This is a genomic window from Pseudomonas sp. Eth.TT006 (assembly GCF_054456575.1).
Map to the genome: position 1 here is coordinate 1 of NZ_JBTJEN010000030.1, position 25,735 is coordinate 25,735.

The 25,735-nt window shown below is 61.1% G+C and carries 19 protein-coding genes; 9 read left to right on the plus strand and 10 right to left on the minus strand.

The features are described from left to right. A partial coding sequence (locus tag ACXR0M_RS26740; RefSeq protein WP_458834613.1) for a DUF6531 domain-containing protein occupies window positions 1-2,568 on the minus strand: 2,568 nt, incomplete at its 3' end. 248 nt (window positions 2,569-2,816) lie between these two features. Here ACXR0M_RS26740 and ACXR0M_RS26745 point away from each other — a divergent pair. Then, window positions 2,817-3,512 carry an HAD-IA family hydrolase gene (locus tag ACXR0M_RS26745; RefSeq protein WP_458834614.1) on the plus strand — a complete coding sequence of 232 codons (696 nt, stop codon included), beginning with the start codon at window positions 2,817-2,819 and terminating at the stop codon, window positions 3,510-3,512. A 79-nt stretch (window positions 3,513-3,591) separates the two neighbouring features. Here the strand turns inward: ACXR0M_RS26745 and ACXR0M_RS26750 are convergent, their stop codons facing one another. Further along, complete coding sequence (locus ACXR0M_RS26750; protein ID WP_458834615.1) at window positions 3,592-4,338, minus strand: 3-oxoacyl-ACP reductase family protein; 747 nt, start codon at window positions 4,336-4,338, stop codon at window positions 3,592-3,594. Between the two features lie 126 nt (window positions 4,339-4,464). Between ACXR0M_RS26750 and ACXR0M_RS26755 the strand changes: the two genes are divergently transcribed. Then, entirely contained in the window at window positions 4,465-5,388 is a 924-nt protein-coding gene (locus ACXR0M_RS26755) for a LysR family transcriptional regulator (RefSeq protein WP_458834616.1), read from the plus strand. A 133-nt stretch (window positions 5,389-5,521) separates the two neighbouring features. Here ACXR0M_RS26755 and ACXR0M_RS26760 read toward each other — a convergent pair whose 3' ends face one another. The 3 genes from ACXR0M_RS26760 to ACXR0M_RS26770 form a co-directional block, all read right to left on the minus strand. Continuing rightward, a complete protein-coding gene (locus ACXR0M_RS26760; RefSeq protein ID WP_458834617.1) occupies window positions 5,522-6,250 on the minus strand; it encodes an aspartate/glutamate racemase family protein in 729 nt (242 codons plus the stop codon). Window positions 6,251-6,304: 54 nt separating this feature from the next. Continuing rightward, entirely contained in the window at window positions 6,305-7,843 is a 1,539-nt protein-coding gene (locus ACXR0M_RS26765; protein ID WP_458834618.1) for an NCS1 family nucleobase:cation symporter-1, read from the minus strand. 621 nt (window positions 7,844-8,464) lie between these two features. Beyond that, complete coding sequence (locus ACXR0M_RS26770; RefSeq protein WP_458834619.1) at window positions 8,465-9,199, minus strand: phosphoadenylyl-sulfate reductase; 735 nt, start codon at window positions 9,197-9,199, stop codon at window positions 8,465-8,467. A gap of 163 nt (window positions 9,200-9,362) precedes the next feature. Here ACXR0M_RS26770 and thrH point away from each other — a divergent pair, with 163 nt between their 5' ends. After that, the gene (gene thrH / locus ACXR0M_RS26775) at window positions 9,363-9,980 is read left to right on the plus strand and encodes a bifunctional phosphoserine phosphatase/homoserine phosphotransferase ThrH (RefSeq protein WP_458834620.1); all 618 of its coding nucleotides are present in this window, start codon (window positions 9,363-9,365) and stop codon (window positions 9,978-9,980) included. 108 nt (window positions 9,981-10,088) lie between these two features. On the opposite strand, the gene pabB is transcribed toward thrH, so the two are convergent. The 4 genes from pabB to rloA form a co-directional block, all read right to left on the minus strand. Next, window positions 10,089-11,432: an aminodeoxychorismate synthase component I gene (gene pabB, locus ACXR0M_RS26780; protein ID WP_458834621.1), complete on the minus strand. Its 1,344-nt coding sequence runs from the start codon at window positions 11,430-11,432 to the stop codon at window positions 10,089-10,091. A 329-nt stretch (window positions 11,433-11,761) separates the two neighbouring features. After that, a complete protein-coding gene (locus ACXR0M_RS26785) occupies window positions 11,762-12,748 on the minus strand; it encodes an alpha-L-glutamate ligase-like protein (protein ID WP_458834622.1) in 987 nt (328 codons plus the stop codon). Then, window positions 12,748-14,283, minus strand: a complete 1,536-nt coding sequence (gene rloB / locus ACXR0M_RS26790) for an osmotic stress tolerance membrane protein RloB (protein ID WP_458834623.1) — start codon at window positions 14,281-14,283, stop codon at window positions 12,748-12,750. The genes ACXR0M_RS26785 and rloB overlap by 1 nt, the downstream gene beginning before the upstream one ends. A gap of 5 nt (window positions 14,284-14,288) precedes the next feature. After that, complete coding sequence (gene rloA, locus ACXR0M_RS26795; RefSeq protein WP_007916436.1) at window positions 14,289-14,825, minus strand: retropepsin-like aspartic peptidase RloA; 537 nt, start codon at window positions 14,823-14,825, stop codon at window positions 14,289-14,291. A gap of 400 nt (window positions 14,826-15,225) precedes the next feature. Between rloA and ACXR0M_RS26800 the strand changes: the two genes are divergently transcribed. The 5 genes from ACXR0M_RS26800 (at window position 15,226) to prpF (ending at window position 22,145) form a co-directional block, all read left to right on the plus strand. Continuing rightward, on the plus strand, window positions 15,226-15,948 hold the full coding sequence (locus ACXR0M_RS26800; protein ID WP_458834629.1) for a GntR family transcriptional regulator: 723 nt from the start codon (window positions 15,226-15,228) through the stop codon (window positions 15,946-15,948). Beyond that, the gene (prpB, locus tag ACXR0M_RS26805) at window positions 15,945-16,838 is read left to right on the plus strand and encodes a methylisocitrate lyase (RefSeq protein WP_103303868.1); all 894 of its coding nucleotides are present in this window, start codon (window positions 15,945-15,947) and stop codon (window positions 16,836-16,838) included. Before ACXR0M_RS26800 ends, prpB begins: the two co-directional genes overlap by 4 nt. 131 nt (window positions 16,839-16,969) lie before the next feature. After that, the gene (gene prpC, locus ACXR0M_RS26810; RefSeq protein ID WP_458834624.1) at window positions 16,970-18,097 is read left to right on the plus strand and encodes a bifunctional 2-methylcitrate synthase/citrate synthase; all 1,128 of its coding nucleotides are present in this window, start codon (window positions 16,970-16,972) and stop codon (window positions 18,095-18,097) included. A 207-nt stretch (window positions 18,098-18,304) separates the two neighbouring features. Next, window positions 18,305-20,899: a Fe/S-dependent 2-methylisocitrate dehydratase AcnD gene (acnD, locus tag ACXR0M_RS26815; protein ID WP_458834625.1), complete on the plus strand. Its 2,595-nt coding sequence runs from the start codon at window positions 18,305-18,307 to the stop codon at window positions 20,897-20,899. A gap of 55 nt (window positions 20,900-20,954) precedes the next feature. Next, the gene (prpF, locus tag ACXR0M_RS26820) at window positions 20,955-22,145 is read left to right on the plus strand and encodes a 2-methylaconitate cis-trans isomerase PrpF (RefSeq protein WP_458834626.1); all 1,191 of its coding nucleotides are present in this window, start codon (window positions 20,955-20,957) and stop codon (window positions 22,143-22,145) included. A 207-nt stretch (window positions 22,146-22,352) separates the two neighbouring features. Here prpF and ppsR read toward each other — a convergent pair whose 3' ends face one another. Continuing rightward, entirely contained in the window at window positions 22,353-23,171 is an 819-nt protein-coding gene (gene ppsR / locus ACXR0M_RS26825; protein ID WP_458834627.1) for a posphoenolpyruvate synthetase regulatory kinase/phosphorylase PpsR, read from the minus strand. Between the two features lie 174 nt (window positions 23,172-23,345). Here ppsR and ppsA point away from each other — a divergent pair, with 174 nt between their 5' ends. Beyond that, window positions 23,346-25,721, plus strand: coding sequence for a phosphoenolpyruvate synthase (gene ppsA / locus ACXR0M_RS26830; RefSeq protein ID WP_458834628.1), 2,376 nt, complete (start codon window positions 23,346-23,348; stop codon window positions 25,719-25,721). Window positions 25,722-25,735: the final 14 nt, after the last annotated feature.

The following is a 25,735-nucleotide window of genomic DNA, read 5'->3' on the forward strand; positions in this document are numbered from 1 at the left end:
GTCGGGCAGGGTTTCTTCGATCAGTTGCCCAAGGTCGTTCCACACCAGTTGATGGCGACTGGCGTCCGGATAACGGATCGACAGCAACTGGCCACGGGTGTCGTAGTAGTAATAGGTGACCTGTCCGTCGGGATCGACCGCTTCGGTGACATCACCCTCGGCATTGCGCCGAAACGTCCACACCGCCTCGCCGCGCGTACGCCGGTGCAGGAAACCGTTGCGATACTCGTAGGACGTTGCCTGTTCTTCCGGTGGAAGCAGCGCAATCAGGCGTCCGGCGTCGTCGTAGCGGTACTCGGTGACCGCACCCAAGGCATCCTGCTCGGCAATCAGCCGCCCCGCCGCGTCATAGGCCTTGAGCTGCTCGCCACCATCGGCCTCGACCTTGCGCACCAGCCGCGCGCGGTCGTCATGGACGTAGGTTTCCTCTGTGCCATCGACATAATGCACCGTGACGCTGCCGTCCTCGGCCCAGACGTAACGGGTGTTCATCTGCGAGAACGAAGCCCAGTGGCGCACGCAGCGCGCGGCTTTGCCGGGACGTTCCCACTCCCAGAAGAAGCTCGCGCCGCCGGTCAACTGCCGTTGCAGGATGACGTGCTGATCGTCGTAGTCGTAGCGCTCGCTGTCGCCGACGGCATTGGTCGCTTCGAGCAGGTGCTGGCGGGCGTCGTAGCGGTAGGTCGCGAGGGTGTGTTCGGTTCTCCATTGCGAATCCTGAAAAACTTGGTAATCAACCGCGACCAGTTGAGCCCGGTCATAACGCAACAGCAGCGAACGCCCGGCGCCATGGTCGAGGCGGACAACGCGCTGCAGATGATCGCGAGCAACCACCAGCCGATTGCCATACGCATCGCTGATCGCCGTCAGCCGCCCGGCGCGAAAGTGATAAAAGCGCGGCGTCTCTCCGGCCAGCGCGAGGATCAGTTCCTCCGGTTCATCGCCGAGAAAAATCGCCGCCCGCGACAAACTGTTGTGAATCGCCGGCCGCTCGACTGTGGGCAAGGGAAACCGTGTGCGACGGTTTTCGTGATCGACCCAGACCACCGCCTCGCCAGCGAACTCCAGCCGATGCGCCAGCGAATGACTCCAGCCAAATCCCAGCCCGACATCGATTTCCACGGCGCTGGTGCGGTACAACCGGGTGAACTCAAACGGCAGCACGCCGTCGAGGGTGCAATCGGTCAGGGTCAGCAGTTCTTCGCCGGTGACCATCGACACCGGGCAGCCGTTGGTGCAGGTACGAGGGACGCAATCGGCGCTGTCGCCGTTGGGGTTCTTTGCCTGGTCAGGAGCATCGTCGCGAGATTCCTCTCGCTCCATCCGGGTCGTGCCCCGCGACTTGTCCCGCACCATGGGTGCCGGATTCGCCACGTTCAGCACCACCGCATCGGCCTGCCGAATATTCAACGGAATCGCCGGCGCCGGCCCAACCTGCACGGCCCGCGCATTGACCATCAACGGTTTCAACGTGCCTGCGTGTCGGTTCAGGTCGGCGGTGGCGGGCAGTTCGTTCAAGCGCAACGCCGCCGCTGCCAGCCATTGCCGCGCCCGAAGCGACTTGATCTTGCTCAGCACCTTACTGCTCAATTTCAGCGAGACGCCAATGCCACCAGCGACCCGCATCAGCAGAAAGCTGACCAACAGTTCGACCCGGACTTCCGCCACCACTTCCGCCAGATACTGCGGCGGCAGCATCTTCAACCAACTGCTGAATGCTGCCAGATGGATAAACAGCAACGGCTCGTCATTGAGGATCAGCAAGCCATTGGCGATGGCTTCACTGGATGCGTCGAGCAGTGCTTGCAGCTCGATATCGCTCAGGTATTGCAGGAGTTTTTCACTGTTGACCTGCAGATCGGCGAGCAGGGCGAACAGCTGTTTAACGTCGTCCCAGGCGTCGTTTAGAGCCTTCTCGAAGCCGCGCCAGTCGGCCTGTTGCAACTGGCGGTATCGATCAGCAAACCCCGCGCCGGAAAACTCTGCCCATAGCGGCTGAAACCCGCTCCATTCGTCGCGAAGCCAGCCTTCCAGCCCGAGCAGAATTCCTTCGTAGGAGGCATACAACGCTTTGATCTGGTCGGTGGAAACATCGGGAAAGAAGGTGATGCGATAACGCTGGCCCCGGTCGCAGTCGCTGACTTGCAGAATGCCGCTCGGGCCGATGGTATGGCGCCGCGGCTCGCCGAAGCTCAGTACGCCGTCGACATCGGCAATCACCGGTTCGAGCGTGACCGGCGTATCGCCGATCGGAACGAACCGCGCGGCGTCGAACATGTGCACCAGGGTCAGCGAACCACTGGCCGGGCACGTGACCACCGCGGAAACGAACGGTTGCCGGGCTTTGAGCGGTGCACTGAGGCGCACGTCGTTGCCAACGGTGAACACCTGCTCGACCTCAAGCGCCGTCCCCGTCCAGAACTGCTCGGCCCATGCCTCATAGTTGTTCAGGCACAGGCGGAATTCGCGAATCAGCTGTTCAAAATCCGGCTCATCGGGATTCAAGGCTGCGACAACGAGCAGGCCGATGCTGTTGTTCAGCGCCAGAAGACGATCGGGTTGAAACATGGGCAGGCACTCGCGCACGGGAAAGAGGTGCGCGGACTTTGCGGGGGATCAGACAGGAAAGAAGTCGGGCAAGTAGGCAATGGCTGTAGGGCATTTCGCTAAATATCGGCGAGTCATTCAACGACGCGCCGAGATTCCCCCGTTGCTGAATGTCCACTGGCCTCGCTATGCTGCTGAACCCATTAATCAGATCCGAGTAGCGCCACCGAGCGTGCCGCCCCGGGATGTTTTTGATAACGGATCCGATGATGAATGCACCGCTGAAGACGTTTGGCCCGATCAAGGCCGTGATTTTCGACATGGACGGTTTGTTGCTGGACACCGAAGGCATCTACACCGAGGTGACCTCGCTGATTGCCGAGCGCTACGGGCGGACCTTCGACTGGAGCGTTAAACAGAACATCATCGGCCGGGGCGCCAATGACCTGGCCAACTACGTGGTGCAGGCGCTGGATCTGCCGATCACTGCCGAAGAGTTTCTGCAAATCCGTGAACCACTGATGCGCGAGCGTTTCCCGAAAGCAGAGGCAATGCCGGGCGCGCAAGAGCTGGTCCGCCACCTCAAGGCGCACAACATTCCGATTGCCGTAGGCACCAGTTCGTCGCGCCAGTCGTTCGGGCAGAAAACCACGCTGCACCGTGACTGGTTTGCCTTGTTTGATTTCATTGTCACCGCAGACGATCCGGAGGTCGGCGCAGCCAAGCCGGCGCCGGATATCTTCCTCACCGCCGCCCGGCGCCTGGGTGTGGCGCCTGAAGATTGTCTGGTGTTCGAGGACTCGCCGTTTGGGGTGACCGCCGCGAAAGCGGCAGGAATGACCGCCATCGCGATTCCCGACGCGGCCATGGCCGATGAGAAGTATGCCCACGCCGACGGAATTCTGCGCTCACTCAAGGGCTTTACCCCGAGCGCCTGCGGTCTGCCGGCGCTGGAGTGGGCCTGATCGCTGAATAAGCCCCATGAAAAAACGCCGCCCCCCGGAAACAGGGAGCGGCGTTTTTTTGTGCCCGGGACTCAGCGCATCAGGCGCCAAAACCACCGTCGATGGTCAGGCTGGCACCGGTGATGTAACCGGCTTCCGGGCCCACCAGGTAGGCGACGAAACTGGCGATTTCCTCGGCGGTACCGTAACGACCGACGGCCATCAGCGGGATCAGGCTTTCGGCGAAGTCACCGTGGGCCGGGTTCATGTCGGTGTCGACCGGGCCGGGCTGCACGTTGTTGATGGTAATACCGCGCGGGCCGAGATCACGGGCCAGGCCTTTGGTCAGGCCGACCAGCGCCGCTTTGCTCATCGCGTATACACCGCCACCGCCGAAGGGCATGCGGTCGGCGTTGGTGCTGCCGATGTTGACGATGCGTGAACCTTCGCCCATGTGTCTGGCGGCTTCCTGCGAGGCAATGAACACACTGCGCACGTTGATCGCCAGAGTCTGGTCGAAGTCTTCCAGTTTGAAATCTTCCAGCGGCGCGATGGCCAGCACGCCGGCGTTGTTCACCAGGATATCGAGGCGACCAAAGGCTTCGACGGTGCTGCTGACCGCGTTGCGGATGGCGGTTTCATCGGCGCTGTCGGCCTTGATCGCCAGGGCTTTGCCACCCTTGGCAGTGATGCTGTTTTGCAATTCTTCGGCCTTGGCGGCGGAGCTGACGTAGGTGAAGGCGACAGCGGCGCCTTCAGCGGCCAGACGTTTGACGATGGCGGCGCCGATGCCGCGGGAACCGCCTTGAATCAGTGCAACTTTGCCGCTGAGGTGTTGAGTGGTCATGTTCGATCTCCAGGAAGTGAAAGGCGGATTGCCTTGGTGTTGGAGCCGAGTATCGGCCTCGCATCGACAACCGTGTAGACCCTGATTGCTATAGTCTGTGTAAACCAGAAGTTTATAGTGGCGATCATGGAAACCTTCAGCAGTATCGAATGCTTTGTGCGCAGCGCCGAGGTCGGCAGCTTCGCCGAGGCCGCGCGGCGCTTGAGCCTGACCCCGGCAGCCGTCGGCAAAAGCGTGGCGAAGCTTGAGTTGCGGCTCGGTGTACGGCTGTTCCAGCGTAGTACACGCAGGCTGACGCTGACCGAGGCCGGGCAGCGCTTTTTGAACGAGGTCAGTGCCAGCCTGGCCACGATCCAGAATGCGGTAAACAATCTGGCCAGCGCCGAAGGGCAGCCGGCCGGCACCTTGAAAGTCAGCATGGGCACGCTGTTCGGCTGCCTGTTTATCGTGCCGCTGCTGGGCGAGTTTCTGCGGCGGTTTCCGGACATCAATCCGGACTGGCACTTCGATAACCGCCAGGTCGATCTGATTGGTCAGGGCTTTGATGCGGCGATTGGCGGCGGTTTTGACTTGCCGCAAGGGGTGGTGGCGCGGCGCTTGAGTCCGGCGCATCGGGTATTGGTCGCTTCAAGCGATTATCTGCAGACCCGTGCCCCGATCCTCGAGCCGGACGACCTCAGTAATCATGCCGGCATCCTGATTCGCTCGCCGCAAACCGGGCGCGTGCGCTCCTGGCAATTGACCCACCGCGATCAGCGACACAGCGCGCTGCCGCTCACGGCGCGCATGACCATGAGCGATTCCGAAGCCGCCTGCATCGCGGCGAGCCAAGGTCTGGGCATCGCTCTGGTGAGCATGCCGTTCGCCTCGGGGTATCTGGAAACCGGGAAACTGCAGCGGGTGTTGCCGGACTGGTACATCGATGACGGCTACACCTCGATCTACTACGCCGAGCACAAGTTGCTGCCGGGCAAGACCCGGGCGTTTGTCGATTTTGTGATTGAGCAGTTTGCCGAGCGCGGGTTGGCGCGGCGGTTCAGTGCGGTCTGAGCAGGACCTCGGGACCGAGGTGTGGCCATCGCGGGCAAGCCACGCTCCCACAGGTTTCGCGTTGTTTCCACATTATGTGAACGACAAAGAACCTGTGGGAGCGTGGCTTGCCCGCGATGAACGATAACGCGGTCTACCGGGCAAACCGGTGCGCCCAACCAATAATCTGCTTCGGCCGTGGCGTCGCATAAGTCCGCACCTTGGACGTCGACAACCTCAAGCGCACCAGCGATTCGGCGATGGTCACCGCTGCCGTCACGCCATCCACCACCGGCACCCCGGTGCGGCGTCGAATCTGTTCATCCAGCCCGGCCATGCCGCCGCAGCCGAGACAGATCACTTCGGCTTTGTCCTGAGTCACTGCCAGTTCCGCCTGGTTCACGATGGCTTCCAGCGCCCGTTGCGGTTCGTGTTCCAGTTCCAGCACCGCCAGACCGCTGGCCCGTACCGACGCGCAGCGGTCCCACAGCCCCGAGAGTTTCAAGCGGTCTTCGATCAGCGGCACGGTGCGATCCAGCGTGGTCACCACCGAATAGGCGTGACCGAGAAACATGGCGGTGCTGGCCGCCGCGTCGGTGATGTCCACCACCGGCACGTTGAGCAGTTCCTGCAAGCCTTCGCGGCCGTGCTCGCCGTAGCCGGCCTGGATCACCGCATCGAACGGCTGATCGTAAGCCATCACCCGATCCATCACGGCGATGGCCGCCAGGTAGCTTTCGAAGTTGCCTTCCACCGAGTCAGCGCCGAAAAACGGCGTCAGGCCGACGATTTCCGTACCGGGGGCGGCGACCGCTTGCGCCGAGCGCGCGATGGCCTGAGTGATGGATTCGGTGGTGTTGACGTTGACCACAAGAATACGCATGGGAAGTCCTTATTGCGGGCAGTTCAGCGGCCCGAAGCGCGGGCCGCGAGGAAGTTAATGGCTGACGTTATCGACGGCGATGGCTTCGCCGCTGACGTCGGCGTAATGCGGCTGACGCTTGGCGATGATCAGGTAGAGCAGCGCGGCGATGCCGGCGCCCACCAGCCAGGAAAACGGCGAGATGCTGTGGAAACCGGGCACCAGCGCCAGGACGATGGCGATCAGTGCTGCAGGAATGAACGCCGCCACCGCTCGGAAATTCACCCCGTGGCTGTAGTAATAAGCGCCGTTGGGGTCTTCGCTGTACAACTGCGGGACGTTGATCCGGCCTTTGCGGATCAGCCAGTAGTCGACCATGATCACCCCGTACAGCGGGCCGAGCAGGGCGCCAAGGCCGGACAGGAAGTACACGATCACCAGCGGGCTGTTGTAGAGGTTCCACGGCAGGATCAGCACGGCGATGGTCGCGCTGATCAGCCCGGCGCGGCGGAAGGTCAGGTATTTCGGCGCCAGGTTGCTCAGCACGAAGGCCGGCGCGACGAAGTTGGCCATGATGTTCACCGCCACGGTGACGATCAGGAACGCCAGGCAACCGAGCACCAGGAAGAACGTGTTGGGGATCGAAGCGATGATCTCGGTCGGGCTTTCGATGATCCGCCCGTTGATCTGAAACTGCGCTCCGCACAGCAGGACGGTAATCGCGGCGAATACCAGAATATTCACCGGCAAACCCCAGAAATTTCCGACCTTGATGGTCTTGCGGCACGGCGAAGAGCGGGCGAAGTCGCAGAAATTCAGGATCAGCGTGCCGTAGATCGCCAGCCACAGCGCGCCGCCGGCAAAGATGTTGCGCCACATCTCACCGCCGCTCAGCGGTTCGCGGATCGACCAGGCGATGGTCGCGTTGGCCTGGAAGTACATCCATGCCGCGAGCGCGGCGACGGTCGTCAGGATCACAGGCCCGGCAAAGGCTTCGTAACGGCGGACCATTTCCATGCCATAGGCGAGGATCGCCAGTTGCACCAACCAGATCGCCACGAAACACACCCAGCCCAGGCTCGACAGGCCGAGGATCGAGTTGTGGTCATATTCGGCGAAGCCCGGATGAACCGCGGTCAACAGCACGCGAAACACCACCGACGCCAGATACGTCTGGATGCCGAACCAGGCGATGGCAATCACCGCGCGAATCAATGCCGGGATCTGTGCGCCATGGATGCCGAAACTGATCCGGCTGATCACCGGAAACGGCACCCCGGTTTTCTGCCCCATGTAGCCGGACAGGTTCATGAAGAAGTACACCAGCGCCGCGCCGATCCCCAGCGACAGGAGAATCTGCCAGCCGCCCAGGCCCAACGCGTAAAGGCCGATAGCGAACGAGTAGTTGGCGATGTTGTGCACATCGTTGGTCCACAGGGCGAAGATGCTGTACTTGCCCCAGCGCCGACCTTCGGCCCGGGTCGGCGCCAGGTCACTGTTGTGCAGGCGCGGGCTCAGTTGCAGCGGTTCGACCGGGCCGGCGTCGAGCAATGGCTGGTCGAGGGTAGAGTCGGGCAGATTCAGCGCGATGTTGTTGGAGAGACTTGTACGCATTCCGGCAGGCTCCTGATGGGCGGGCCGCGATGACTGTGCATGAGCCTTGGGCTCGACAAATCTTCGTCGCGGTCAGCAGACATCACTGGTTACGGGGCATCTGCAGCCTGTACGGGATAGGGCGCTTCAGGCTTGCGGATCGAAAGTGTGGGTTTATGTTTTGCAGTTTTGTATACAAAACATGTATGCACCAAAGCCAGAACTGTGCCAGTTGTCGATCTATGCGCAGCCGTGCTCATTTCGAACAGTTATCGAAGTGCGCCAAGTGTTTGAAAATGGGTGGTTATAAATTGACCGGTTGAACAGGTATTTATTTTTTACGGGGGATTTCGGGATAGTGGCAAAACGGCGGGATATCGCGCGGGGATGTAACTTTTCAGGGCGTGAAAATAAAAAGTGCACACATAAATGGCACCGATGGTGACATTTGTGTGTACACATTTTTTTCATGGCACCACGAAGCAAATGTGGGAGCGGGCTTGCTCGCGAATGCGGCCTGTCAGTCACTGGATTAGTTGACTGATACGACGCTTTCGCGAGCAAGCCCGCTCCCACAAGGTTCTGTAAAACTTAAGTGAACAGCATTGGCCCACACTGGGGGGACATCATTGGGGCGGAGATCTACGCCTTGCTGATGATATTCCCCGCATGCAACCCGCATTCTTTCTGCGTCGCTTCTTCCCACCACCAGCGGCCTTCGCGCTCGTGCTGGTTCGGCAGGACCGGGCGGGTGCACGGTTCGCAGCCGATGCTGATGAAGCCGCGTTCATGCAGGCTGTTGTACGGCAGTTCGAGCATACGGATGTAACCCCAGATTTCTTCGCTGGTCATTTGCGCCAGCGGGTTGAACTTGTACAGGGTGCGTTCCGGGGTGGAGAACGCGGTGTCGATCTCCAGCACCGCCACGGCGCTGCGGGTGCCCGGACTCTGGTCGCGGCGCTGGCCGGTGGCCCAGGCGTTGACGCTGGACAGTTTGCGCCGCAGCGGCTCGATCTTGCGGATGCCGCAGCATTCTCCATGGCCGTCCTTGTAGAAGCTGAACAGGCCTTTTTCCTTCACAAACGGTTCCAGTTTCGTGTAGTCCGGCGACACCAGTTCGATATCGATCTTGTAGTGCTCGCGCACCTGATCGATGAAGCGATAGGTTTCCGGGTGCAAGCGGCCGGTGTCGAGGCTGAACACCTTGACGTTCTTGTTCAGCTTCCAGGCCATGTCCACCAGCACCACATCCTCGGCGCCGCTGAAAGAGATCCACAAGTCATCACCGAACTCGGCGAACGCGAGTTTCAGGATGTCCTGGGCGGATTTGCTGGCATAGGTCGTGGCGAGTTCCACGACATCGAACGTTGGGCTCATCAGGGCGGCTTCCTACAGGTCGGTGGCGCTGGGCGCTCTATATGGCGGCGATGTTAACAAAAAGCGGCGGGGTAGGGGGTGCCTGCTGCGTTGCGCGGTGGCGGGTGAGCCGCTAGAGTTCCGGCTCGCTCGACTCAATAATCACTACAAACGGGAGTGTCTTGTGGAAATTGCTTGCCTGGATCTTGAAGGGGTACTGGTACCGGAAATCTGGATCGCCTTCGCCGAAAAAACCGGAATCGAATCCCTCAAGGCCACCACCCGGGACATTCCCGATTACGACGTGCTGATGCAGCAGCGTTTGCGCATCCTCGACGAGCACGGCCTGAAGCTCTCCGACATCCAGGAAGTGATCGCCACCCTCAAACCGCTGGACGGCGCGGTGGAGTTCGTCGACTGGCTGCGCGAACGCTTTCAGGTGGTGATTCTTTCGGACACTTTCTACGAATTCTCCCAGCCGCTGATGCGTCAGCTGGGCTTCCCGACCTTGCTCTGTCATCGCCTGATCACTGACGACAGCGGCCGGGTGACCGGCTATCAACTGCGTCAGAAAGATCCCAAGCGGCAGTCGGTCCTTGCCTTCAAGAGCCTGTACTACCGGGTGATTGCGGCGGGGGATTCGTATAACGACACCAGCATGCTCGACGAGGCGGATGCGGGGATTCTGTTCCATGCGCCGGAGAATGTGATTCGCGAGTTTCCGCAGTTCCCTGCCGTACACACCTTTGCCGAGTTGAAGCAGGAGTTTCTCAAAGCTTCCAACCGCGATTTGAAACTGTAAATCCAATCCCTGTAGGAGCTGCCGAAGGCTGCGATCTTTTGATCTTGCTTTAAAAATCAAAGTCAAAAGATCGCAGCCTTCGGCAGCTCCTACAGGGGATTGTCGGGGTCAGAGGTTTTGCAGGGTATCGAGCAGAACCTTCACCTTGGTAATCGACTCCTGATACTCCGCCTGCCAGTCCGAATCCGCGACGATCCCGCCACCGCCCCAGCAACACACCTGCCCATCCTTGACCAGCAGACTGCGAATGGCGATGGAGCTGTCCATCTCTCCACGCACGTCCAGATACAGCAACGAGCCACAATACAAGCCGCGCCGGGTCGGTTCCAGTTCGTCGATGATCTGCATCGCACGAATCTTCGGCGCGCCGGTGATCGAGCCGCCGGGAAAGCTGCCGGCGATCAGGTCGAGGGCGTCGCGGTCTTCTGCCAGTTCACCGGTGACGCTGCTGACCAGATGGTGCACGTTGGGATAGCTTTCCAGGCTGAACAGCTCCGGCACCCGCACCGAACCGATGCGGCAGGTGCGGCCGAGGTCGTTGCGTAGCAGGTCGACAATCATCAGGTTTTCCGCACGATCCTTGGGGCTGGCCAGCAGCTCGGCGGCGTTGGCTGCATCTTCGGCCGGCGTCAGGCCACGCGGGCGGGTGCCTTTGATCGGGCGGGTTTCCACCTGGCGCTGACTGACTTTGACGAAGCGCTCCGGCGACAGACTCAGCACCGCATCGCCGTCGGGCAGGCTCTGAAAACCGGAAAACGGCGTCGGGCAGGCCTCGCGCAGCGCGCAATAGGCCAGCCACGGATCGCCTTGGCACGGCGCGCGGAAACGCTGGGCGAAGTTGACCTGATAGCAGTCACCGGCCTGGATGTAGTGATGAATGCGTTCCAGCGCCTGACGATAGTCGTCGGCCGAGAGGTCAGCGGTCATCGCGGTGTTCAGCTTGAACGGCGTCAGCGTCGCGCAGGTCGGCTGGCTGAACAACGCAATTAGCCGCTGCCGTTCGCTGTCGGCCAGCGACGGGTGAAACACCAGTAGGCTGGTGGCCGTGTGGTGATCGCTGATCAGTGCCCAGTTGTACAGGCCGAAGCGCGCGTCGGGCAGTTGCAGATCGTCCCGGGCCAGACTCGGCAGGTGTTCCAGATGCCGGCCGAAGTCGTAGCTCAGATAGCCAATCAGGCCGCCAGCGAACGGCAAGTCAAACCCTGCAGGCAACTGCGCTTCACCTAAACGCGTCAGATTTTCCCGCAGGCGTTGCAGGAAAACGCTGCCGCTTTCGTCGGGCAATACCGCCAGTTGTTCCAGCGGCCAGGCACTGAGCAGGTCATAACGACCTCGCTCGGCAGTCGGCCGGCCGCTGTCGAGCAGCACAGCGCCGGGCGCATGGCGGATGGCCGCGAAGTAGTCGGCGGGGTTGGCGCGGTAGGGCAGCGGGTGTACGGAACAGGTCAACATGGGCGGGGCAGATCGGCCATTGAGGCGGGGTGGGGATTGTAGTCTTCTCCTTGGATTGCTCCTAGATCAAAATCAAGAGCAACCCCCTCACCCCAACCCTCTCCCCCAAGGGGGCGAGGGGGAAAGGGAGCTGATTTTCATGCTTTTCAAGATCCGGGTTCGGCTCGATATCTCAAGCTGGCGAGGGGGAAAGGGGGGCAGATCGGCGGCTTTTCAAGTCCTGAGCTCGACTTCGGATTTTCAGGTCGATGGAGCTTGTACACCCACCTCGGTCAGTCCCCTCTCCCTCTGGGAGAGGGTTAGGGTGAGGGGCTTTTGCTTTTTAGCTTTTAGCCTTCCACAGCAGGAATATGCCCAAACATCTCCTGGGTAAACGCCACTCGCTCTTCAACCGACTCCGTCACTCCACGCGCCTTAAGCTCTTCCAGACGCGCCTCGACCGCATGCGTGCGCAAGGTCAGCCCGCAATCGTTGGCGATCTGGATATTCAGCCCCGGCCGCGCATTCAGTTCAAGAATCAGCGGGCCTTTTTCCTGGTCCAGCACCATGTCCACGCCGATGTAACCCAGCCCGCACAGCTCATAGCAGCCGGCGGCGAGTTTCATGAAACCGTCCCAGTAGGGCAGTTGCACGCCATCCACCGCGTTGGTGGTGTCGGGGTGTTTGGTGATGATGTTGTTCAGCCAGGTACCGCGCAGGGTCAGACCGGTGGCGAGGTCGACGCCGACGCCGATCGCGCCCTGGTGCAGGTTGGCCTTGCCGCCGGACTGACGGGTCGGCAGGCGCAGCATGGCCATCACCGGGTAGCCCATCAGCACGATGATGCGGATGTCCGGCACGCCTTCGTAGCTGATGCTCTTGAAGATCTGGTCCGGGGTCACCCGGTATTCGATCAGCGCGCGGTCGCGGTGGCCGCCCAGCGAATACAGGCCGGTGAGGATGCTCGAGATGTGATGCTCCAGCTCCTCATGGGCGAGGATCTTGCCCGACACCGTGCGATAACGACCCTCGAAACGGTCGGCGATGACGATGATGCCGTCGCCGCCAGCGCCCTGAGCCGGTTTGATCACGAAGTCGCTGCGCCCGCCGATGATCTCGTCGAGCTTGTCGATTTCCTTCTCGGTGGAGATCACGCCGTACAGCTCCGGCACGTGAATGCCGGCAGCGATTGCGCGTTCCTTGGTGATGATCTTGTCATCGACAATCGGGTACAGGCTGCGCTTGTTGTACTTGAGCACGTAGTCGGCATTCCGCCGATTGATGCCCATGATGCCCCGCGCCTCCAAGGCCTTCCAGGTCTTCCAGAAACCGAACATCAGGCGTCAGCCTTCTTCAGGAAAGCCTTGAAGCGCACCAGTTCGGTCAGGCGGTAGCCGCGATAGCGACCCATCGCCAGCATGAAACCGACCAGAATCAGCAGGATCGCCGGGAAGGTGAAGACGAAGTACACCAGTTCCGGCACGGTCATGATCAGGTGTGCCAGCGAGGCGGCGAACAGCGTGCCGATCGCCACTTTCATCGCATGACTGGCGCCGCGTTCTTCCCAGGTGATCGACAGGCGTTCGATGGTCATGGTCAGAATCACCATCGGGAACAGCGCCACCGACAACCCACGTTCCAGACCCAGCTTGTGGCTGAACAGGCTGATCGCCGCGATCAGCACCACGACAAAGGTCAGCACCACCGACAAACGCGGCAGCATTTGCAGCTTCAGGTGTTCCAGATACGAGCGTAACGACAGGCCCAGCGCAGTGATCACGGTAAACAGAAGGATGCCGAAGCCCAGTTGCGTTTCGCGGAAGGCCAGGGCGATCAGCACCGGGGTGAAGGTGCCGAGGGTCTGCAGGCCGATCAGGTTGCGCAGAATCAGGATCACCAGCACGCCGATCGGGATCATCACCATGATCATGAAGGTCTGCTGGGTCTGCAGCGGCAGGCCGTACAGCGAGTATTCGAGGAAGTTGGCGTCGGTGTTTTCGTCGGTCAGCTTGGCCAGACGAATCGCGTTCATCTCGCTGTTGTTCAGGCTGAAGGTCACGTTGGCTTTCTTTGCACCATCGACGGTGATCAGGTTTTCGTCACCGGTCCACCACAGCAGACGGTCGGTCGGCAGGCCCTGTTCGCCGGTTTCCGGGTTGAAGTACAGCCAGTCGTTGCCGTTGAAGCTGCGCAGCCACAGTTCCGGGGTTTGCGGTTGATCGGCGACGAGGCGGATGGTGTGGACTTTTTCCACCGGGACGTGGGCGATCGACAGCAGCAGTTCGACGATCTTCGCCTTGTGCGCGGTCGACGGGTCGCCGGCCAGCAGCAGTTTGACGTTGTCGTCATTGGCATTGTTGACGCGCTTGATCGCCTCGCCGATGAAGGTCTCGACGTCAGCCGAGTGTTGGCGAATAGGCGCGAGCAGGGCTTCGGCGGCGATTTTTTCCGGGCCTTCGATGGCGATGCTGTCGCGGAAGGTCGGGCCTTTGATCTTGGTTTTTTCGGCGGTGTAACGCTTGGTCAGCACCAGACGGTAATAAAGCGTCTGGTTGCCCTTGGCCCGGCGCGCCGACCAGGTGACCTTGCGATTGCCGTCGACGCGATTGACCGCGACGCCGTAGTTATTGGAGATAAAACTTTCATTGAGGCTGACGTAGTCGCGGCTCAACGGTGGCACGAACATCTGGACCTTTACCGGGTCCTTGGTGCTGGCGACGAATTCGACCTTGGCGTCGATATTCCACAGGTCATCGGTGGCGTCTTCGGTCACCGGGATGCCGAGCACGAAAATCTGATAGGCCGTAACCGAAACGCCCAGGAGCACCAGGATGGTGATCAGGATTTTCAGGTGAAAGGTTAGAGAACGCATGAAAATTACTCGGCGGTATGAGCGGCGATGGTGCAGGCGGGTTTGCCGGCAGCGTATTTAAGACTGGGGTCGACCAGCGCGTCGAAGCGTTTCAGCGCTTCGGAGCCGATCAAAAGCGGATATTGGAACGCACTACGGTCGGTCAGGTTCACTTCGATGCTGCGCAACGCCGAACCCATGCAGATGTCCAGCTCGATCACCGGGCGCGCGGTGTACTTCTTGCCTTCTTCGGGGTCGTAGTCGCCGGCGCGACGCTTGATCTTGCTGACCCGGGCCAGCGGCCGTTCGATCGGGTGCGAGTGCGCGGCGTCGATCGCCAGATAGAAGCGCACCCACGACTCGCCATTGCGTTTGAAGCGTTTGATGTCGCGGGCGCTCAGCGACGCGGTTTTCGCACCGGTGTCGAGTTTGGCCGCGACTTCCAGATTGATGCCGTCCAGCGATGCGTATTCGTTGAGGCCGTACACGGTTTTTTCCCCCGCGGCAGCCAGGCCGGGCAGGCAAAACAGAGCAAAAAATGTGGGGAAGGGCTTGAGTCTCATAAATCCTGGTGCGCAGCGTTCCGTTCTCGGTTCTGGTCCTTGGCAAAACTTGCGCAAGGCCCTTCGTGTGCCTATCAGCTTTTTATGACAAGCCGTACAAATGGCCAGCAAATGCGGGCGGCATTCTAGCACGGTGGGTTTATGGCGCCAGCGCCGTGCCGGTCTCTGACCCCCACGGAATTCCCTGTGGGAGCGGGCTTGCTCGCGAAAGCGGTGTGTCATTCAACGTACATGCTGACGGACATTACGCCTTCGCGAGCAAGCCCGCTCCCACGGTAGGTCGTTGATTGATGGAGGCCGGTTATTAGACGATTGTCGACAATGTGTATTTATCCTTTGACTCTGGCAGGCCGATTGGCTAGTTTTTGCTGTATTGGATTTAAAGGTGTCGACAATCATGCTGGATCAATTCGATCCCCCGGTCATTAACGGCGACGATTCCGAGACGCTTTCGGAAAACGTCTTCCGGCGCATCCAGGCGGCCATCGTCAAAGGCGAGATCGCCCCCGGCAGCAAGATCTCCGAACCGGAGCTGGCGCGCACCTACGGCATCAGCCGCGGGCCGCTGCGCGAGGCCATTCACCGCCTCGAAGGCCAGCGTCTGCTGGTGCGCGTGCCGCATGTCGGCGCGCGGGTGGTGTCGCTCAGTCACGCCGAATTGCTCGAACTCTACGAAATCCGCGAATCCCTCGAAGGCATGGCCTGCCGCCTGGCCGCCGAGCGCATGAGCGTCGAAGACATCGACGAGCTGCGCCGGGTGCTGGAAACCCACGAGCGCGACGCGGCGTTTCAGGCCGGCGTCGGCTATTACCAGCAGGAAGGAGATTTCGACTTTCATTACCGGATCATCCAGGGCAGCGGCAATCGCACCCTGACCCAGATGCTCTGCGGCGAGCTGTACCAACTGGTGCGCATGTACCGCATCCAGTTTTCCACCACGCCCAACCGCCCGCGTCAGGCCTTCGCTGAACACCACCGGATTCTCGACGCCATCGCCGACCGTGACGGCGAACTCGCGGAATTGTTGATGCGCCGCCACATCGGCGCCTCGAAACGCAACATCGCCCGTCATTACCAGGACGGCGCCGACAATAAGACAGCCACTGAACGAGGTGAGTCATGAGTTCCAAGCACAGCACTCCAGGCCAGCGTTTCCGCGATGCGGTCGCCAGCGAGCACCCATTGCAAGTGGTCGGCGCGATCAACGCCAACCATGCGCTGCTGGCCAAGCGCGCCGGTTTCAAGGCGATCTACCTGTCCGGTGGCGGGGTGGCTGCAGGCTCGCTCGGTGTGCCGGACCTGGGCATCACCGGTCTGGATGACGTGTTGACCGACGTGCGCCGCATCACCGACGTCTGCGACCTGCCGTTGCTGGTGGATGTCGACACCGGTTTTGGTTCGTCGGCGTTCAACGTCGCGCGCACGGTGAAGTCGATGATCAAGTTCGGCGCGGCGGCGATTCACATCGAGGACCAGGTTGGCGCCAAGCGCTGCGGTCACCGCCCTAATAAAGAGATTGTCAGCCAGCAGGAAATGGTCGATCGCATCAAAGCCGCCGTCGATGCCCGTACCGACGACAGCTTCGTGATCATGGCGCGTACCGACGCGCTGGCGGTCGAAGGTCTGGAATCGGCACTGGATCGCGCCGCTGCGTGCATCGAGGCCGGCGCCGACATGATCTTCCCGGAAGCCATCACTGAGCTTGAGATGTACAAGCTGTTCGCCAACCGCGTGAAGGCACCGATCCTCGCCAATATCACCGAGTTCGGCTCGACGCCGCTGTACACCACCGAGCAACTGGCGGGCGCCGACGTGTCGCTGGTGCTCTATCCGCTGTCGGCGTTCCGTGCGATGAACAAGGCGGCAGAAAACGTCTACACCGCGATCCGTCGTGACGGCACGCAGCAGAATGTCATCGACACCATGCAGACTCGTATGGAGCTTTACGATCGCATCGACTACCACACCTTCGAGCAGAAGCTCGATGCGTTGTTTGCACAAAAGAAAGGCTGAACAAGACCCCTGTGGGAGCGGGCTTGCTCGCGAAGGACCGACATCCAACATTGATGTCGACTGATCCAGCGCTTTCGCGAGCAAGCCCGCTCCCACACGTTTCCCTAACAAATTCAAGATTGGAGACAGCAATGGCCGAAGCAAAAGTACTCAGTGGTGCCGGGCTCCGGGGCCAGGTTGCCGGGCAAACCGCACTGTCCACCGTGGGCCAGGCCGGTGCCGGGCTGACTTATCGTGGTTACGACGTGCGTGAACTGGCGGCCGACGCGCAGTTCGAAGAAGTGGCGTACCTGCTGCTGTACGGCGAACTGCCGACCCAGGCGCAACTCGACGACTATCAGGGCAAACTGAGCAAGCTGCGCGACCTGCCGCCAGCGCTGAAGGAAGTGCTGGAGCGCATTCCTGCCGACGCGCATCCGATGGACGTGATGCGCACCGGATGTTCGTTCCTCGGCAACCTCGAACCGGAGAAGGACTTCTCCGAGCAGCGCGACAAGACGGATCGTCTGCTCGCCGCGTTCCCGGCGATCATGTGCTACTGGTATCGCTTCAGCCACGATGGCAAGCGCATCAACTGCGTGAGCGACGAGCCATCCATCGGCGGCCATTTCCTGCACCTGTTGCACGACAAGAAGCCGAGCGAACTGCATGTCAAAGTGATGAACGTCTCGCTGATTCTCTACGCCGAACACGAATTCAACGCTTCGACCTTCACCGCACGCGTGTGCGCATCGACCCTGTCCGACCTGTATTCCTGCGTCACCGCGGCCATCGGTTCGCTGCGCGGTCCGCTGCACGGCGGCGCCAATGAGGCAGCGATGGAAATGATCGAGCGCTTTCCCTCGCCGGACGAGGCGATCAAAGGCACCCTCGGCATGCTCGAGCGCAAGGACAAGATCATGGGCTTTGGGCACGCGATCTATAAGGACAGCGATCCGCGCAACGAGGTGATCAAGGGCTGGTCGAAAAAACTCGCGGACGAAGTCGGTGACAAGGTGTTGTTCCCGGTCTCCGAAGCCATCGACAAGACCATGTGGGAGCAGAAGAAACTGTTCCCCAACGCCGACTTCTACCATGCCTCGGCGTACCACTTCATGGGCATCCCGACCAAGCTGTTCACGCCGATCTTCGTCTGCTCGCGCCTGACCGGCTGGGCCGCGCACGTGTTCGAACAACGCGCCAACAACCGCATCATCCGTCCGAGCGCCGAGTACATCGGCGTCGAACAGCGCAAGTTCGTGCCAATCGAACGTCGCTGAAATGGTGAAGCTGGCGCACAACTGACTGGATAAACCGGGAACCAATGTGGGAGCGGGCTTGCTCGCGAATGCGCTGTATCAGTCGACAAATCCGTTGAATGACCCTCCGCATTCGGGAGCAAGCCCCCTCCCACAGTCGACCGAGTCCACTTCAGTGCAGGTGTAGGCCCCACCCTTTGAAACTACCGTGACCCGAGTCCTGACCCGATGAACACAGAATTTCGCAAGAACCTGCCCGGCAGTGCCCTGGATTATTTCGACGTGCGTGCGGCGGTCGAGGCGATTCGGCCCGGCAGCTACGACAGCTTGCCGTACACCTCCCGCGTGCTGGCGGAAAACCTCGTGCGTCGCTGCGACCCGGCCACGCTTACCGATTCGCTGAAACAACTGATCGAGCGCAAACGCGACCTCGACTTCCCGTGGTTTCCGGCGCGCGTGGTGTGCCACGACATTCTCGGCCAGACCGCACTGGTCGACCTCGCCGGCCTGCGCGACGCTATCGCCCAGCAAGGCGGTGATCCGGCGCAGGTCAACCCGGTGGTGCCGACGCAACTGATCGTCGACCACTCGCTGGCGGTCGAGGCGGGCGGTTTCGACAAGCAGGCGTTCGAGAAGAACCGCGCCATCGAAGACCGACGCAACGAAGACCGTTTCCACTTCATCAACTGGACCAAAAAGGCTTTCAAGAACGTTGATGTGATCCCGCCGGGCAACGGCATCATGCACCAGATCAACCTGGAGAAAATGTCCCCGGTGATCCAGGTGCGCGACGGCGTGGCATTCCCGGACACCTGCGTCGGCACCGACAGTCACACCCCGCACGTCGATGCGCTGGGCGTGATCGCCATCGGCGTCGGTGGCCTTGAAGCCGAGAGTGTGATGCTTGGCCGCGCGTCGTGGATGCGCCTGCCGGAAAGCGTCGGCGTCGAACTGACCGGCAAGCTGCAGCCGGGCATCACCGCCACTGACATGGTGCTGGCGCTGACCGAATACCTGCGTAAACAGAAAGTCGTCGGCGCGTGGCTGGAGTTTTTCGGCGAAGGCGCCTCGGCCCTGACCCTCGGCGACCGCGCGACCATCTCCAACATGGCCCCGGAATACGGTGCTACGGCGGCGATGTTCTACATCGACCAGCAGACCATCGACTACCTGAAACTCACCGGTCGCGAAGACCAGCAAGTGCAACTGGTCGAGCAGTACGCCAAGTTGAATGGCCTGTGGGCCGGCAGCCTGAAAGGTGCGCAATACGAGCGCGGTCTGACCTTCGACCTGTCGTCGGTGGTGCGCAACATGGCCGGCCCGAGCAACCCGCATGCCCGCGTCGCGGTGTCGGACCTGGCGGCCAAAGGCATCTCCGGGCAGTGGACTGAGGTGCCTGGGCAAATGCCTGACGGCGCGGTGATCATCGCCGCCATCACCAGTTGCACCAACACCAGCAACCCGCGCAACGTGATCGCCGCCGGCCTCTTGGCGCGCAACGCCAATAAGCTCGGGCTGACGCGCAAGCCGTGGGTGAAATCCTCGCTGGCGCCGGGCTCGAAAACCGTTGCGCTGTATCTCGATGAGGCGGGGTTGACCAAGGAGCTTGAGCAGCTCGGTTTTGGCGTGGTCGCGTTCGCCTGCACCACCTGCAACGGCATGTCCGGCGCGCTCGATCCGCAGATCCAGCAAGAAATCATCGACCGCGATCTGTATGCCACTGCCGTACTTTCCGGCAACCGCAACTTCGACGGGCGAATTCACCCGTACGCCAAGCAAGCATTCCTCGCCTCGCCGCCGCTGGTGGTCGCGTATGCCATTGCCGGCACCATCCGTTTCGACATCGAGAAAGACGTGCTGGGCGTGGTCGACGGCAAGGAAATCCGCCTCAAGGACATCTGGCCGAGTGACGAAGAAATCGATGCAGTGGTGAAGTCGTCGGTCAAGCCGGAGCAGTTCCGTCAGGTCTACATCCCGATGTTCGCCATCCACGAAGACACCGGCCCGAAAGTCGCGCCGCTGTACGACTGGCGCGAGATGAGCACCTACATCCGCCGTCCGCCGTACTGGGAAGGCGCGCTGGCCGGCGCCCGTCCGCTCAAGGGCATGCGCCCGCTGGCGGTACTGCCTGACAACATCACCACCGACCACTTGTCGCCGTCGAACGCGATCATGCTCGACAGCGCCGCCGGCGAATACCTGGCGAAAATGGGCCTGCCGGAAGAGGACTTCAACTCCTACGCCACGCACCGTGGCGACCACTTGACCGCGCAACGCGCCACCTTCGCCAACCCGAAACTGTTCAATGAAATGGTCGTGGAAAACGGCCAGGTCAAGCAGGGTTCGCTGGCGCGCGTGGAGCCGGAAGGCAAGGTCATGCGCATGTGGGAAGCCATTGAAACCTACATGCAGCGCAAGCAGCCGCTGATCATCATCGCCGGCGCCGACTACGGTCAGGGTTCGTCCCGCGACTGGGCGGCCAAGGGCGTGCGTCTGGCCGGGGTCGAAGCGATTGTCGCCGAAGGTTTCGAGCGCATTCATCGCACCAACCTGGTGGGCATGGGCGTGTTGCCGCTGGAGTTCAAACCCGGCACCGACCGCCACACCCTGGGCATCGACGGCAGCGAAACCTACGACGTGATCGGCGCGCGCACGCCACGCGCCGACCTGACGCTGGTGATCCATCGCACCAACGGCGAACGCCTTGAAGTGCCGGTAACCTGCCGTCTGGACACCGCTGAAGAAGTGTCGATCTATGAGGCCGGTGGCGTGTTGCAGCGCTTCGCCCAGGATTTCCTCGAAGAGTCGGCGGCCGCCGTTTAAATCAACTGATGTGAGCGCGGGATTTCAAGTCCCGTGCTCTCGGTAAGGAGCACTCATGGCTCACGCACCCCAAATCAAGATCCCCGCCACCTACATGCGCGGCGGCACCAGCAAAGGCGTGTTCTTCAGCCTCAAGGATTTGCCGGAAGCCGCGCAGGTCCCCGGCCCGGCCCGCGACGCGTTGCTGCTGCGGGTGATCGGCAGCCCGGACCCGTACGACAAACAGATCGACGGCATGGGCGGCGCCACCTCCAGCACCAGCAAAACCGTAATCCTGTCGAAAAGCACCAAGGCCGATCACGACGTCGATTACCTGTTCGGTCAGGTGTCGATCGACAAGCCGTTCGTCGACTGGAGCGGCAACTGCGGCAACCTCTCGGCGGCGGTCGGTTCGTTCGCCATCAGCAACGGACTGGTCGACGCCAGCCGCGTTCCGCATAACGGCGTGGCCGTGGTGCGCGTGTGGCAGGCGAATATCGGCAAAACCATCATCGCCCACGTGCCGATCACCAACGGTGAGGTGCAGGAAACCGGGGATTTCGAGCTCGACGGCGTGACCTTTCCGGCCGCCGAAGTGCAACTCGAGTTCATGGATCCGGCGGCGGAAGAAGAGGGCGGTGGCGGCTCGATGTTCCCCACCGGGAACCTGATCGATCAGCTCGAAGTACCGGGCGTTGGCACGTTCCAGGCGACGATGATCAACGCCGGGATTCCGACGATTTTCGTCAACGCCGCAGACATCGGCTACACCGGCACCGAGCTGCAAAGCGCGATCAACAGCGATCCGCAGGCGCTGCAGCGGTTCGAAACCATCCGCGCTTACGGCGCGCTGCGCATGGGGCTGATCAGCAATCTGGATGAAGCGGCCAAGCGCCAGCACACGCCGAAAGTCGCATTCGTCGCCCGACCTGCGGATTACGTGGCGTCCAGCGGCAAGGCGATTGCCGCCGGTGATGTGGACTTGCTGGTGCGGGCGCTGTCGATGGGCAAACTGCACCACGCAATGATGGGCACGGCGGCGGTGGCGATTGGCACGGCGGCGGCGATTTCCGGGACTTTGGTCAATCTGGCGGCGGGCGGTGTTGAACGCAACGCGGTGCGTTTCGGCCATCCGTCCGGGACCTTGCGCGTCGGCGCCGAGGCCAGTCTGGAAAACGGTGAGTGGGTGGTGAAAAAAGCCATCATGAGCCGCAGTGCGCGCGTTCTCATGGAAGGCTACGTGCGCGTGCCCGGTGATTCGTTTTGATCCGAAATCAGGCCCTCACCCCAACCCTCTCCCAGAGGGAGAGGGAGCAGACCGAGGTGTCTGGCGCTATGCATCGACCTGAAAAAACAGGTCGATTATGGATTCCGTAGAGTACTTTCAGGTCGGCGTATTACTGAAGCATCCCCCAATCGGTTCCCTCTCCCTTTGGGAGAGGGCTAGGGTGAGGGGAAAGGCATCACTACAAACTTACTTGAACCGCCGCTCCACACCTTTCTCCACCAGAATTTTCGCCGAAATCTCTTCCACCGAAAAATGCGTGGAGTTGATGTGCGGGATGTTCTCGCGGCGGAACAGGTTTTCCACTTCGCGCACTTCGAATTCGCACTGGGCATAGCTCGAGTAGCGGCTGTTGGGTTTGCGCTCGTTGCGGATCGCGGTGAGGCGGTCCGGGTCGATGGTCAGGCCGAACAGCTTGTGCTGGTGAGCGCGCAGGGCGGACGGCAGGGTCAGGCGCTCCATGTCTTCTTCGGTCAGCGGGTAGTTGGCCGCGCGGATGCCGAACTGCATCGCCATGTACAGACACGTCGGCGTCTTACCACATCGCGACACGCCCACTAGTATCAGGTCGGCCTTGTCGTAATAGTGAGTGCGCGCGCCGTCGTCGTTGTCGAGGGCGAAGTTCACCGCCTCGATGCGCTCCATGTAATTGGAGTTGTGCCCGATCGAATGCGACTTGCCGACGGTGTAGGAAGAATGCTCGGTCAGTTCCTGTTCCAGCGGGGCGAGGAAGGTCGAGAAAATGTCGATCATGAAACCATTGGAGGTTGCGAGAATCTCACGGATGTCCTGATTGACGATGGTGTCGAAGATGATCGGGCGCATGCCGTCGGTTTCGGCGGCTTTGTTGATTTGTTGTACCATGGCCCGCGCCTTGTCCACGTTGTCGATATACGGTCGCGTGAGCTTGGTGAAGGTAATGTTTTCGAACTGCGCCAGAAGGCTTTGACCCAGGGTTTCGGCGGTGATGCCGGTGCCATCGGAGATAAAGAAAGCAGATCGTTTCATTTGCACCTTGGGCCTTAAGCTAGTAACGAATCTTGGATATGATAGGCGCGATTTGTCGGCCGCGATTGGCCCGCATTCTCACTTATTTTCCAGGTCCAGGCCATACAGCCGGCCAACGCTCCCCGGAGCTGCCGGCTTCTGAGCTTTTCCAACACAGTCAGTGGAGAGATCACCTTGGTAGAGTACGTAGTTTCCCTCGATAAGCTCGGCAAACACGATGTTGAGCATGTGGGGGGCAAGAACGCATCCCTGGGCGAGATGATCAGCAACCTGGCGGGTGCCGGTGTGTCGGTCCCCGGCGGTTTCGCCACCACCGCGCAGGCCTATCGCGATTTCCTCGAACTGAGCGGCCTCAACGACCAGATCCACAAGGCTCTCGACGCCCTGGACGTCGACGACGTCAATGCGCTGGCCAAGACCGGCGCGCAGATCCGTCAATGGATCATGGACGCCGAATTCCCTGAAAAGCTCAATGCCGAGATCCGCACCGCGTTCGCCGCGTTGTCGGCCGGTAACCCTGACGTGGCCGTGGCCGTGCGTTCCTCGGCCACTGCCGAAGACCTGCCGGACGCATCGTTTGCCGGCCAGCAGGAAACCTTCCTGAACATCCGTGGTGTGGACAACGTCATCCGCGCCGCCAAAGAGGTGTTCGCCTCGCTATTCAACGACCGCGCCATTTCCTACCGCGTGCACCAGGGCTTCGACCACAAACTGGTCGCCCTGTCGGCCGGTGTGCAGCGCATGGTGCGTTCGGAAACCGGCACCGCCGGCGTGATGTTCACCCTCGATACCGAATCCGGTTTCCGTGACGTGGTGTTCATCACCGGCGCCTACGGTCTGGGCGAAACCGTCGTCCAGGGCGCGGTCAACCCGGATGAGTTCTACGTGCACAAGGGCACGCTGGAGGCCGGTCGTCCGGCGATCCTGCGTCGCAATCTCGGCAGCAAGGCGATCAAGATGATCTACGGCGACGAGGCCAAGGCCGGTCGTTCGGTGAAGACCATCGATGTCGACAAGGCTGAACGCGCGCGTTTCTGCCTGACCGACGCTGAAGTCAGCGAGCTGGCCAAGCAGGCGATGATCATCGAGAAGCACTACGGCTGCCCGATGGACATCGAGTGGGCCAAAGACGGTGACGACGGCAAACTGTACATCGTGCAGGCGCGTCCGGAAACCGTGAAGAGCCGCACCCAGGCCAACGTGATGGAACGTTACCTGTTGAAGGAAACCGGCACCGTGCTGGTTGAAGGTCGCGCCATCGGTCAGCGCATCGGCGCCGGTAAAGTGCGCATCATCAAAGACGTCTCGGAAATGGACAAAGTCCAGCCGGGCGATGTACTGGTCTCGGACATGACCGACCCGGACTGGGAGCCGGTGATGAAACGCGCCAGCGCCATCGTCACCAACCGTGGCGGGCGTACCTGTCACGCGGCGATCATCGCCCGTGAACTGGGCATCCCGGCAGTGGTCGGTTGCGGCAACGCCACCCAACTGCTGAAGGATGGCCAGGGCGTGACCGTGTCCTGCGCCGAAGGCGACACCGGTTACATCTTCGAAGGCGAGCTGGGCTTCGACGTCAAGAAGAATTCCGTGGACGCCATGCCGGAGCTGCCGTTCAAGATCATGATGAACGTCGGCAACCCGGATCGCGCTTTCGACTTCGCTCAACTGCCGAACGCTGGTGTGGGTCTGGCGCGTCTGGAATTCATCATCAACCGCATGATCGGTGTCCACCCGAAAGCGCTGTTGAACTACGACGGCCTGCCGCAGGAAATCAAGGACAGCGTCGACAAGCGCATCGCTGGCTACGACGATCCGGTTGGCTTCTACGTCGACAAACTGGTGGAAGGCATCAGTACTCTGGCGGCGGCGTTTACACCGAAGAAAGTTATCGTGCGTCTGTCGGACTTCAAGTCCAATGAATACGCCAACCTGATCGGCGGCAAACTGTACGAGCCGGAAGAAGAAAACCCGATGCTGGGCTTCCGTGGCGCTTCGCGTTACATCAGCGAATCGTTCCGCGACTGCTTCGAGCTCGAATGCCGCGCGCTGAAACGTGTGCGCAACGAGATGGGCCTGACCAACGTCGAAATCATGGTGCCGTTCGTCCGTACTCTCGGCGAAGCCAGCCAGGTGGTCGATCTGCTCGCCGAAAACGGCTTGAAGCGTGGCGAAAACGGTCTGCGCATCATCATGATGTGCGAACTGCCATCCAACGCGATTCTCGCTGAAGAATTCCTCGAATTCTTCGACGGCTTCTCGATCGGCTCCAACGACCTGACTCAGCTGACCCTGGGCCTGGACCGTGACTCCGGGATCATCGCGCACCTGTTCGACGAGCGTAATCCGGCGGTGAAGAAGCTGCTGGCCAACGCGATTGCCGCGTGCAACAAGGCCGGCAAGTACATCGGCATCTGCGGTCAGGGCCCTTCGGACCACCCGGACCTGGCCAAGTGGCTGATGGAGCAGGGCATCGAAAGCGTGTCGCTGAACCCGGATTCGGTACTGGAAACCTGGTTCTTCCTCGCCGAAGGCCAAGCGCAGGCTTAACGAGTAGGTAAGCG

Excerpts from the sequence above, each read along its gene's own strand:
- ACXR0M_RS26745 (WP_458834614.1), top strand. The coding sequence starts at position 2,817 with ATGAATGCACCGCTGAAGACGTTTGGCCCGATCAAGGCCGTGATTTTC.
- ACXR0M_RS26750 (WP_458834615.1), bottom strand. The coding sequence starts at position 4,338 with ATGACCACTCAACACCTCAGCGGCAAAGTTGCACTGATTCAAGGCGGT.
- ACXR0M_RS26755 (WP_458834616.1), top strand. The coding sequence starts at position 4,465 with ATGGAAACCTTCAGCAGTATCGAATGCTTTGTGCGCAGCGCCGAGGTC.
- ACXR0M_RS26760 (WP_458834617.1), bottom strand. The coding sequence starts at position 6,250 with ATGCGTATTCTTGTGGTCAACGTCAACACCACCGAATCCATCACTCAG.
- ACXR0M_RS26765 (WP_458834618.1), bottom strand. The coding sequence starts at position 7,843 with ATGCGTACAAGTCTCTCCAACAACATCGCGCTGAATCTGCCCGACTCT.
- ACXR0M_RS26770 (WP_458834619.1), bottom strand. The coding sequence starts at position 9,199 with ATGAGCCCAACGTTCGATGTCGTGGAACTCGCCACGACCTATGCCAGC.
- pabB (WP_458834621.1), bottom strand. The coding sequence starts at position 11,432 with ATGTTGACCTGTTCCGTACACCCGCTGCCCTACCGCGCCAACCCCGCC.
- ACXR0M_RS26785 (WP_458834622.1), bottom strand. The coding sequence starts at position 12,748 with ATGTTCGGTTTCTGGAAGACCTGGAAGGCCTTGGAGGCGCGGGGCATC.
- rloB (WP_458834623.1), bottom strand. The coding sequence starts at position 14,283 with ATGCGTTCTCTAACCTTTCACCTGAAAATCCTGATCACCATCCTGGTG.
- rloA (WP_007916436.1), bottom strand. The coding sequence starts at position 14,825 with ATGAGACTCAAGCCCTTCCCCACATTTTTTGCTCTGTTTTGCCTGCCC.
- prpB (WP_103303868.1), top strand. The coding sequence starts at position 15,945 with ATGAGTTCCAAGCACAGCACTCCAGGCCAGCGTTTCCGCGATGCGGTC.
- prpC (WP_458834624.1), top strand. The coding sequence starts at position 16,970 with ATGGCCGAAGCAAAAGTACTCAGTGGTGCCGGGCTCCGGGGCCAGGTT.
- acnD (WP_458834625.1), top strand. The coding sequence starts at position 18,305 with ATGAACACAGAATTTCGCAAGAACCTGCCCGGCAGTGCCCTGGATTAT.
- prpF (WP_458834626.1), top strand. The coding sequence starts at position 20,955 with ATGGCTCACGCACCCCAAATCAAGATCCCCGCCACCTACATGCGCGGC.
- ppsR (WP_458834627.1), bottom strand. The coding sequence starts at position 23,171 with ATGAAACGATCTGCTTTCTTTATCTCCGATGGCACCGGCATCACCGCC.